Source organism: Vibrio sp. TMPB1044 (assembly GCF_030442075.1).
GTDB lineage: Bacteria > Pseudomonadota > Gammaproteobacteria > Enterobacterales > Vibrionaceae > Vibrio > Vibrio satsumensis.
Map to the genome: position 1 here is coordinate 113,107 of NZ_JAUJED010000020.1, position 10,391 is coordinate 123,497.

Annotated in this window: 7 protein-coding genes; 5 read left to right on the forward strand and 2 right to left on the reverse strand. The window is 45.2% G+C overall.

The features are described 5' to 3' along the window. Positions 1-14 precede the first annotated feature (14 nt). On the forward strand, positions 15-1,235 hold the full coding sequence (locus QQ041_RS14140) for a phosphopentomutase (RefSeq protein WP_285954268.1): 1,221 nt from the start codon (positions 15-17) through the stop codon (positions 1,233-1,235). Positions 1,236-1,300: 65 nt separating this feature from the next. Beyond that, positions 1,301-2,020, forward strand: coding sequence for a purine-nucleoside phosphorylase (gene deoD / locus QQ041_RS14145; protein WP_017066980.1), 720 nt, complete (start codon positions 1,301-1,303; stop codon positions 2,018-2,020). A 190-nt stretch (positions 2,021-2,210) separates the two neighbouring features. On the opposite strand, the gene QQ041_RS14150 is transcribed toward deoD, so the two are convergent. Next, the gene (locus QQ041_RS14150) at positions 2,211-2,822 is read right to left on the reverse strand and encodes a YtjB family periplasmic protein (protein ID WP_081090108.1); all 612 of its coding nucleotides are present in this window, start codon (positions 2,820-2,822) and stop codon (positions 2,211-2,213) included. Between the two features lie 109 nt (positions 2,823-2,931). Between QQ041_RS14150 and serB the strand changes: the two genes are divergently transcribed. Beyond that, positions 2,932-3,912, forward strand: a complete 981-nt coding sequence (serB, locus tag QQ041_RS14155; protein WP_017058828.1) for a phosphoserine phosphatase — start codon at positions 2,932-2,934, stop codon at positions 3,910-3,912. A 113-nt stretch (positions 3,913-4,025) separates the two neighbouring features. Here the strand turns inward: serB and QQ041_RS14160 are convergent, their stop codons facing one another. Beyond that, complete coding sequence (locus QQ041_RS14160; protein ID WP_146490669.1) at positions 4,026-6,371, reverse strand: PilZ domain-containing protein; 2,346 nt, start codon at positions 6,369-6,371, stop codon at positions 4,026-4,028. A gap of 161 nt (positions 6,372-6,532) precedes the next feature. On the opposite strand from QQ041_RS14160, the gene radA reads away from it, so the two are divergent. Next, the gene (radA, locus tag QQ041_RS14165; protein WP_017063288.1) at positions 6,533-7,912 is read left to right on the forward strand and encodes a DNA repair protein RadA; all 1,380 of its coding nucleotides are present in this window, start codon (positions 6,533-6,535) and stop codon (positions 7,910-7,912) included. Between the two features lie 234 nt (positions 7,913-8,146). Next, positions 8,147-10,234: an elongation factor G gene (gene fusA / locus QQ041_RS14170; RefSeq protein ID WP_019819832.1), complete on the forward strand. Its 2,088-nt coding sequence runs from the start codon at positions 8,147-8,149 to the stop codon at positions 10,232-10,234. Positions 10,235-10,391 lie beyond the last annotated feature (157 nt).

Below are 10,391 nucleotides of genomic sequence, written 5' to 3' on the forward strand. Positions count from 1 at the left end.
AGTTGGTGAAGAAAATGAAAAGAGCATTTATTTTAGTTTTAGATTCATTCGGTATCGGTGAAACAGCGGATGCGGACAAATTTGGTGATGTAGGTTCTGACACTATGGGCCACATCGCAGATCATTGTGACCAAGGTCTTGCAGACAATGCAGATCGTAAAGGTTCACTGACGCTGCCAAACCTGTCTAAGCTAGGTCTAGCGATGGCTCACAAAGAGTCTACAGGTCGTTTTGCTCCTGGTATGGATGTAGACGCTGAGATCATTGGCGCTTACGGTCACGCTGCTGAGTTGTCTTCTGGTAAAGACACGCCATCAGGTCACTGGGAAATCGCAGGTGTTCCGGTACTGTTTGACTGGGGCTATTTCACTGACAAAGAGAACAGCTTTCCAAAAGAACTGACTGACCGCATCCTTGAGCGTGCAGGCCTGTCTGGTTTCTTAGGTAACTGCCACTCATCTGGCACGGAAATCCTAGATAACCTAGGTGAAGAGCACATGAAGACTGGCTTGCCTATCTTCTACACTTCTGCAGACTCTGTTTTCCAGATTGCTTGTCATGAAGAGACATTCGGCCTACAAAACCTATTAGACCTTTGTCAGATTGCTCGTGAAGAGCTCGAAGACTACAACATTGGTCGTGTTATCGCTCGTCCGTTCATTGGCCCAGGTAAAGGTCAATTTGAGCGTACTGGTAACCGTCGTGACCTTTCTGTTGAGCCACCTGCAGCCACCATTCTTCAAAAGTTGGTTGATGAGAAGGGCGGTAACGTTCACTCAATTGGTAAGATCTCTGATATCTACGCGGGTTGTGGTATCACTCAGAAAACCAAAGCAACAGGTATCCCTGCGCTATTTGAAGCAACCAAAGAAGCGATCAATGAAGCGGGCGACAACACTATCGTGTTCACTAACTTCGTTGATTTCGACTCAGCTTACGGCCACCGCCGTGATGTTGCGGGTTACGCAGCGGCACTTGAGTACTTCGATGGTCGTATCAATGAAATCATCGAGATGATGAAAGAAGACGATGTACTTATCTTAACGGCTGACCACGGCTGTGATCCGACATGGCCAGGTACTGACCATACTCGTGAACACATCCCTGTGATTGTTTACGGTCAAAAGGTTCCAGCAGGTTCTTTAGGCCGTCGCGATACTTTCGCTGATATCGGTCAAAGCTTAGCGTCATACTTTGGCACATCGCCAATGGGACACGGTATAAGCTTTCTATAATAGTTAACGAAGAGAGAGGGAAACCTCTCTCTTCTTTTTTTGTTTTGAGATTAAGGATATTTTCAATGGCTACTCCACATATTAATGCTGAAATGGGTGATTTCGCTGACGTAGTTTTAATGCCAGGCGACCCGCTACGTGCTAAATACATCGCTGAAACCTTCCTAGAAGAAGTGGTTCAAGTGTGCGACGTTCGCAACATGTTTGGTTACACCGGTACTTACAAAGGTCGTAAGGTTTCCGTAATGGGACATGGTATGGGTATCCCATCTTGTTCTATTTACGCGACTGAGCTGATCAAAGACTTTGGTGTGAAGAAGATCATTCGTGTCGGCAGTTGTGGTGCAGTGAGCGAAGATATCAAAGTGCGTGATGTGGTAATCGGCATGGGCGCATGTACTGACTCTAAAGTGAACCGTATTCGCTTTAAAGGTCATGACTTTGCAGCTATTGCGGATTACAAGATGGTGCGCGCGGCAGAAGATGCAGCCAAAGCTCGCGGTGTCGGCGTAAAAGTCGGTAACCTGTTCTCGGCTGAGTTGTTCTACACGCCAGATCCAGAGATGTTCGAAGTAATGGACAAATACGGCATTGTTGGCGTAGAGATGGAAGCTGCAGGTATCTATGGTGTATGTGCTGAATACGGCGCCAAAGCTCTAACGATTTGTACTGTTTCTGATCACATCAAGACCGGTGAGCAAACCACATCAGATGAACGTCAAACGACTTTCAACGACATGATGGTTATCGCATTAGACTCAGTGTTGCTTGGTGACCAAGAATAATATTTATTTGTCTTAGCTTGGTAAGTTAACAGATAAAAAAAAGCCCCGTTGCTGCCTGAGCTTCGGGGCTTTTTATTGTATTTAGCACTAACGTCATTGGCTGTTGTTAACTCAACCGAGAACTCCGTCGAATTTCTCACATTGCTAGCAGCTTGCTATACAGAGTCCTTTTTCTGCTGAATCGAGATGTCTATGAGCTAGCATTTTTGAGCAGCAAATTCTCACCAGTTTTAGTCTTCCTTCTACGAATGAGCATGACAAACAGCACACCACTTACAAAACCCATCAGCACCATACCGATCATGTAGCGATCACTTTTGCGATAATGGTGATCAGAAATTGCAGTCATCTTACCCGTTTCGAAGGTCACTCGAATAAAGCCAATGATCGTCTTCTCTGGTGAATAAATAGGTTCAACTAATTGTTGTCTACCGATACTTGCTGTTGAAAGTGGCGTATCTAAGCCAAGAACCTCGCGTACGGAGAGAGCTTTTTCGCTCGAAGCCAGTCGAATACCCTCTGCATCATAGATGGTGGTATCAAACACCAGTCGGTCTTGAGATAGCTGATTAGTAAGATCAAGCAATCGCTCTTGGTCTTGTTGCGTGATCATCTTGCTGGCTGAAAGTGATGCCTGAGAGATAAGCAGCTTGGTAAGAGTTTCCAACTGTTTCGCTTGGATCTTCTCGTTACCTTTACTGATCACGACCGTATTTTTAATCGTTACAACGAACATGGTAGCCAGCAAAATGAGGGCTAGCATTCGTAAAGCGTTACGTATTGAGAACAATGATTCATTCATGTTTCACGAAGCCTGAAATAAACAAATGTTATGATTAAGACATATTGAGACTTGCGTTTTCAAATTGCAATAGGTTAACGTTTAGCATAGTTAATTAGGAATCATACACATGGACGCTCAGAAATATCTGCCGATAAAAAGGCATACCACATTATTAACTCGACTCCCTGAGACTCGTTTCGCTTCTCAACTCGCTAAATCCAAAGCCAATTGGATTGTGTTCGGTGAGTATCTATCTCCACAATCATTCGATGACATCGACTTCTTCACTGGCACTTACAACACCATCCTCGATACGTGGAAGGTAGGGCATTATGAAGTGGCTCTGATGTCAGGCAATCTAACACCAGCACACGAAGAAATCCTCCAAGCGTTAAAGCTTGATTATGCTTGCCTTAGCGAGGTCCCAGACTTATCTAAGCCAGGTTTGATCGTAATGGATATGGATTCTACAGCGATTCAAATTGAATGCATCGATGAGATTGCCAAGCTGGCTGGAGTGGGAGAGTTAGTCTCTGAAATCACAGAACGAGCAATGCAAGGCGAGCTCGATTTTGAACAGAGCCTACGCCAACGAGTAGGAGCACTCAAAGGTGCGGATGAGTCGATATTAGAGCAAGTGCGTCAGTCATTGCCATTCATGCCAGATTTGGTCGGGCTGGTGAATACTCTGAATAAACTTGGCTGGAAAACAGCGATTGCATCAGGCGGTTTTACTTACTTCTCTGATTACCTGAAAGATACCCTTGATCTTGACCATGCTCAGTCAAACACGCTTGAGATTGTCAATGGTAAGTTGACGGGTGAAGTCTTAGGAGATGTTGTTTCGGCGCAGACCAAAGCGGATATCTTGGTAGAGTTAGCTGAAGAATACGAATTGGAACTGCACAATACCGTTGCCGTTGGTGATGGTGCTAATGACTTGGTTATGATGGGTTCTGCAGGTTTAGGTATTGCCTATCACGCGAAACCGAAAGTAGAGCAACAAGCTCAAACCGCTGTGCGTTATGCAGGTTTAGGCGGGGTGCTGTGCATCTTGTCGGGTGTATTGGCTAAGCAGCAGAAGATCAGTTGGCAAGCGAAACCTTAGGGGTCCTATCTAAGTGCTATTGGCTATGTATCTTATTGGCAATAGTGACTCAGAAAAAAAGCAGGTGATGAGCCTGCTTTTTCTATTTTCAAACCCAGCAAATTGATGCTGACCTAACGAGTCAGCTCCAATCGAATCAACACTTCATCAGTAATATCTTCTATCTCGCCATAACCGATAAATGCAGTAACTTCATTCTCTAGCTTCTTAGCTTGATGCATACTGATGCGTGAAAGCTCTTCTAAATCCGACTGGAATAAACTCGTCAACGGATTAAAGATAGGTGCAGTCGTGACTCGTAATACATACACGTCACCTAAATGCTGCGCTTTCTTAATGAATAAGATGCGTTCCTTTGCTGAGGCGAAGTCTTTGACCAACTTGGTGTGTACCGATTGGATCTTGTCGCCAAACTTTACCGCGGCAATGTATACGTCATGGTGTTTCGGCTCTGCACCTTCAATTCTTTTCAGTGGCTCAGCTAACAGTGAATTAGAGTGCCCTTTGAAAATCGGCTCGAGTGAGAACTTTTGATTATGGCCAAGCTTAGCAAGTAACGTTAGGTGCTTATTTAATGGAAAATTCACACCAATGATCTTACAGCGCAGCGTTGAACCTGGCTTATCAATGAATATTGGGTTGCTGACCATCTTGCTTAACAAAATGTTGTGCAGAGATTCGAGCAGCGAATGTGTTGGCAGTATCTCTTGCTTCTTAATCAGCTTGCTTTGATTCTGATCGATAAGTCCATTAAGGAAAGCGATGGTACGCATCGTCTTGGCGTTCTCGGCAATAACCAGTTGCACGTTGCGGCCATTCGGGCTCACTCGAATCACCTGGTAAGGCACGGTGCTCAGTGGCAGGTTCTTGTCATAAAGCTGTAGTTCATTAAAGTTCACCAATACAGGATCATTAATCTTGAGGACCATTGGGTGTTCAAGGTTAATGCTCAGTCCACGCTTAGATATATCTAAGGTGTGTCCGTTCGCCGCTGCGCCATCTTGTGATGTAAGCTGCAGCGGTGACTTAAATTGGTATCTCGGCTCTTTACGACGGGTCTGAGAGTCAAAGTAGATGCTTTGAATATTGCCGACGACAGTACGTGGGTGACGGAAGCGGTTTAATTCACTGCTTGGAATACGTGGCTTTTCACTCAGAAGATAGTCAGCTGCACTTTCGTGATCGCCGATCTCTTGCAAGATTCCGCAATGCGTCAGTTGAGCTGAGCTTTGGGCCAGCGTATCCGAGTGCCTAGCTAATGCTTGTCGCTCGGTGTCTGAAAGTTCGAAAACCGAGAACTTGAACGCTTTCCAACTTTTACGTTTACCACCGATGTGCCAGAACAGTTGTCTTTGTTCACGAGAGGCTTCAGGTAGCATCATTGAATAGAATAAGGTCTTGTTTTGGTGTTCATGGGTAAAAGAGTAGATAACGTTACTGGTTCCCTTCACTCCTGGCTTAGCCAGCAGGTTCATACGTTGCTCGTTGAACAGGGTGCCTAGCGCTTGTTGATTTCGCTCGTCGTGCCAGTATTGCCATAACGGATGGTTGTTATCTGTCAGTAGGGCAAGCTTTAATTCACTGCCGCTGAAGAACAGCGGAAGGTTACAAGTATGCTTTAGATAGGTGTGTTCGATTCCTCGCGTACGAGTTCGAATGATCCTATCTTGGTTCTCATGGCTGGTTTTTTTACTGGTGCTATTTAAAGACTCATCGAGTAAGCGAGCCACAACATTGTTGTCGCTTACCTTGATGGTTCTTAGAAATTTGACCGCGTTGTTCTCATAGGATTCGTCGATACCCAAAACACGAAATTCAACCGCTTGGTTAACATCATTTTCTTGGGACTTTTCGATAAGCTCTGTGAACTTAACGCTGATGATCTCGCCGAGGTTATATCTAAAGGTGCTCGGCACCTTGAACTTTGCACCCGACGGAGAGATATCAACCGTTACACCATGTAGGCTTTGCCCTTTCGATGTGGTGATCTCAACCTGCGAGCTAATCTTGAGTCTGTTCTCTTGGCGCTTTAAGTCGTAACCTAGGTTAATCGCTTCCGCTTCATACGGACTGTTGGCGCTAGTAATGTCGTGGTTACCTTGAGAAGATGTTTTAACTACGCTCATTGGCTGAGTTCGCGGAGTCATTACTAACTCCCATGCGCCTTCTGTGTAACCTTTAAACTTTTTAGTGCCACGTTGATACGCGTTTAAGGCGATATCATCGAGCCAGTGCTTACGGCCGTCTAACGTGAACTGACGACATTCATTATCAATGCGCCCACGTAAATCAATGCTCTTTGTACACGGAGCCATGATACGATTCAGTTCCATTTTAACCAGCAGTTTTAGAGACGGAGATTCGCCTTCTGTCATTTGAGAAAGAAGGAATTCGAAATCTTCGGCGTGGTAGGCCGGGATAAGACGCTCTGCTACAGATAGAATTTCAGATTGCTGCATACTTTTCTTGTTAGAATGGACGGTGCATTTATGTTATCGACTAGTTTAAATCGATCTTTAAGTATAAGTGGTATGACTGCAACGTTTATTTTCACCCGTACGGTCAAATAAGTCACAAATTGACAACATCATTGTGTAACTGAGTAAATTATTGAGGTTTTATGGCTAAGGCAAAGCGAGCTTATGTGTGTAATGACTGTGGTGCTGACTTTCCACGCTGGCAGGGGCAGTGCAACGCATGTGGTGCTTGGAACACGATTACAGAAGTTAGGTTAGCCGCTTCACCTCAGGTAGCGCGTAATGAACGATTGAGTGGTTATGCTGGTGGTGCAACCGAGTCATCAGTTCAAACGTTGTCGGAAATCGACTTACAAGAAGTGCCACGCTTTAGCAGTGGCTTCAAAGAACTCGACCGCGTACTCGGTGGCGGTGTGGTACCAGGCGCTGCAATCCTGATTGGTGGTAACCCAGGGGCTGGTAAATCAACCTTGTTGTTGCAAACCATGTGTCAGCTTTCTTCTCAATTACCGACACTCTATGTCACAGGTGAAGAATCGTTGCAGCAGGTTGCGATGCGCGCTTCTCGACTTGGATTACCAAAGGAGCACTTAAAAATGCTCTCTGAAACCAACGTTGATAAAATCTGTCAGGTTGCGGAAAAAGAACAGCCAAAGATCATGGTTATCGATTCAATCCAAGTTATGCATGTCGCGGATGTTCAATCTTCACCGGGCAGTGTCGCTCAGGTTCGTGAATCGGCAACTGCACTAACGCGCTACGCAAAACAAAATAATGTTGCTGTGTTCTTAGTGGGACACGTAACTAAAGACGGCACCTTAGCCGGGCCAAAAGTGCTTGAGCACATAATTGACTGCTCAGTTCTATTGGATGGCGGAACCGATAGCCGCTTTAGAACATTGCGCAGCCACAAAAACCGTTTTGGTGCGGTCAATGAACTCGGTGTGTTTGCTATGACAGGCCAAGGACTAAAAGAAGTCAGCAACCCATCAGCGATTTTCTTGTCTCGTGGTGAAGAAGAAACCTCGGGCAGTTCGGTTATGGTTGTGTGGGAAGGTACTCGTCCACTGCTTGTTGAAATCCAAGCTCTTGTGGACTATTCCCAGCTGGCTAACCCGCGTCGTGTCGCTGTCGGCCTAGAACAAAACAGGCTTTCGTTGTTATTAGCGGTGCTGCATAAACACGGCGGCTTACAAATGGCTGATCAAGATGTGTTTGTGAATGTCGTCGGTGGTGTTAAAGTAACCGAAACCAGTGCTGATCTTGCGTTGGTGATGGCTCTACTTTCAAGTTTCAGAGACCGTGCATTACCAAAAGATGTAGTGGTTTTTGGCGAAGTGGGCCTAGCGGGTGAGATTCGACCGGTACCGAGTGGGCAAGAGCGCCTTAATGAGGCATTTAAACACGGCTTTAAGAAAGCGATCGTACCGGCAGCAAACATGCCTAAAGGAGGCATTCCTGGAATGCAGATCCACGGTGTGAAAAAATTATCGGAAGCAATTAATGCTTTTGATGAGTTGTAATTGAGCTCACTTCAGCTACTCTATACAGCAGAAATTCAGTCTAACTTGAGCGCTATGTACGCTTTAGGTTAGCACTAAACTTAACAGTCACTTAGATTGTTTCTATAGATTGCCTTTTTCTATATGTTAGAAAAAGGCAAAGTTTTTTAGTCCCAAATGCATGCAAAGCTATCAGTCTTCACAGATTGTGATATACTCTGCGCGCATTTTATATCCTATTAACAGAGTAAGACAATGGCAGATTTATCGAAATACAGAAACATTGGTATTTTCGCGCACGTTGATGCGGGTAAAACAACTACCACTGAGCGTATCCTTAAGCTAACTGGTCAAATCCACAAGACTGGTGAAGTACATGATGGCGAATCAACGACTGACTTCATGGAACAGGAAGCTGAGCGCGGTATTACTATCCAATCAGCAGCTGTAAGCTGTTTTTGGAACGATCACCGTCTAAACGTTATCGATACTCCTGGACACGTTGACTTCACAGTTGAAGTATACCGTTCTCTTAAAGTTCTTGATGGCGGTATCGGTGTATTCTGTGGTTCTGGTGGTGTTGAACCTCAATCAGAAACCAACTGGCGCTACGCTAACGAATCAGAAGTATCTCGTCTGATCTTCGTTAACAAACTAGACCGTATGGGTGCAGATTTCTACAACGTTGTTGACCAAGTTAAAAACGTTCTAGGTGCTACTCCTCTAGTTATGGTTCTACCAATTGGTCGTGAAGACGAATTCGTTGGTGTTGTAGACCTACTAAGCCGTAAAGCATACGTTTGGGATGACACTGGTCTTCCTGAAAACTACGAAATCACAGATGTTCCTGCGGACATGGTTGATGACGTTGAGCAATACCGTGAAGAGCTAATCGAAACTGCTGTAGAGCAAGACGATGACCTAATGGAAGCTTACATGGAAGGTGAAGAGCCTTCTATCGAAGACATCAAGCGTTGTATCCGTAAAGGTACTCGTGATATCGCATTCTTCCCTACGTTCTGTGGTTCTGCGTTCAAGAACAAAGGTATGCAACTTATCCTTGATGCTGTAGTAGATTACCTACCAGCACCAACTGAAGTTGATCCTCAACCTCTAATGGATGAGAACGGCGAAGAAACTGGCGAACACGCTATCGTTTCTACAGATGAAACTTTCAAAGCGCTTGCATTCAAAATCATGGATGACCGCTTCGGTGCTCTAACTTTCGTTCGTATTTACTCTGGTAAACTGAACAAAGGTGACACGATTCTTAACTCATTCACTGGCAAGACAGAACGTGTTGGCCGTATGGTTGAGATGCAAGCTGATGACCGTAACGAACTAACTAGCGCACAAGCTGGTGACATCATTGCGATCGTTGGTATGAAGAACGTGCAAACTGGTCACACTCTATGTGATCCTAAGCACCAAGTAACGCTTGAGCCAATGGTATTCCCAACTCCAGTAATCTCAATCGCTGTATCTCCAAAAGATAAAGGCGGTTCTGAGAAAATGGGTATCGCGATCGGTAAAATGGTTGCAGAAGATCCATCTTTCCAAGTTGAGACTGACGAAGAGACTGGCGAAACTATCCTGAAAGGTATGGGTGAGCTTCACCTAGACATCAAGGTAGATATCCTTAAGCGTACATACGGCGTTGACCTAACTGTAGGTGCTCCTCAAGTTGCTTACCGTGAAACTATCACTCAAGCAATTGAAGATAGCTACACGCACAAGAAGCAATCTGGTGGTTCTGGTCAATTCGGTAAGATCGATTACCGTATCAAACCAGGCGAAGCAGGTTCTGGCTTCAAGTTCAACTCTGTAGTTGTGGGCGGTAACGTTCCTAAAGAATTCTGGCCTGCAGTTGAGAAAGGCTTCGCATCTATGATGGAAAACGGCGTACTAGCTGGCTTCCCAACTCTAGACGTTGAAGTTGAACTGTTCGATGGTGGCTTCCACGCAGTCGATTCATCTGCTATCGCATTTGAAATCGCAGCGAAAGGTGCATTCCGTCAATCTATGCCTAAAGCTGGCGCGCAACTTCTTGAGCCTATCATGAACGTTGACGTGTTCACTCCAGACGATCACGTTGGTGATGTTATCGGTGACCTTAACCGTCGTCGTGGCATGATCAAAGATCAACAAGCTGGCGTTACTGGTGTTCGTATTAAAGCTGACGTACCTCTTTCTGAGATGTTCGGCTACATCGGTCACCTACGTACTATCACTTCTGGTCGTGGCCAATTCTCTATGGAATTCGCACAATACGCACCATGTCCAACTAACGTTGCTGACGAAGTGATTGCAAAAGTTAAAGCAGAAAAAGAAGCTGGTAAGTAATTAGCCTTTTTCTCAATTAGCTAAAAAAGCCCCGCAAGTGAAAGCTTGCGGGGCTTTTTATTGCTTGTAACATACTGCGTGAGATGCGTGAGATGCGTGAGATGCGTGAGATGCGTGAGATGCGTGAGATGCGTGAGATGCGTGAGATGCGTGAGAT

Coding starts and splice junctions, on each gene's coding strand:
- fusA (WP_019819832.1), top strand. CDS start 8,147: ATGGCAGATTTATCGAAATACAGAAACATTGGTATTTTCGCGCACGTT.
- deoD (WP_017066980.1), top strand. CDS start 1,301: ATGGCTACTCCACATATTAATGCTGAAATGGGTGATTTCGCTGACGTA.
- serB (WP_017058828.1), top strand. CDS start 2,932: ATGGACGCTCAGAAATATCTGCCGATAAAAAGGCATACCACATTATTA.
- radA (WP_017063288.1), top strand. CDS start 6,533: ATGGCTAAGGCAAAGCGAGCTTATGTGTGTAATGACTGTGGTGCTGAC.
- QQ041_RS14140 (WP_285954268.1), top strand. CDS start 15: ATGAAAAGAGCATTTATTTTAGTTTTAGATTCATTCGGTATCGGTGAA.
- QQ041_RS14150 (WP_081090108.1), bottom strand. CDS start 2,822: ATGAATGAATCATTGTTCTCAATACGTAACGCTTTACGAATGCTAGCC.
- QQ041_RS14160 (WP_146490669.1), bottom strand. CDS start 6,371: ATGCAGCAATCTGAAATTCTATCTGTAGCAGAGCGTCTTATCCCGGCC.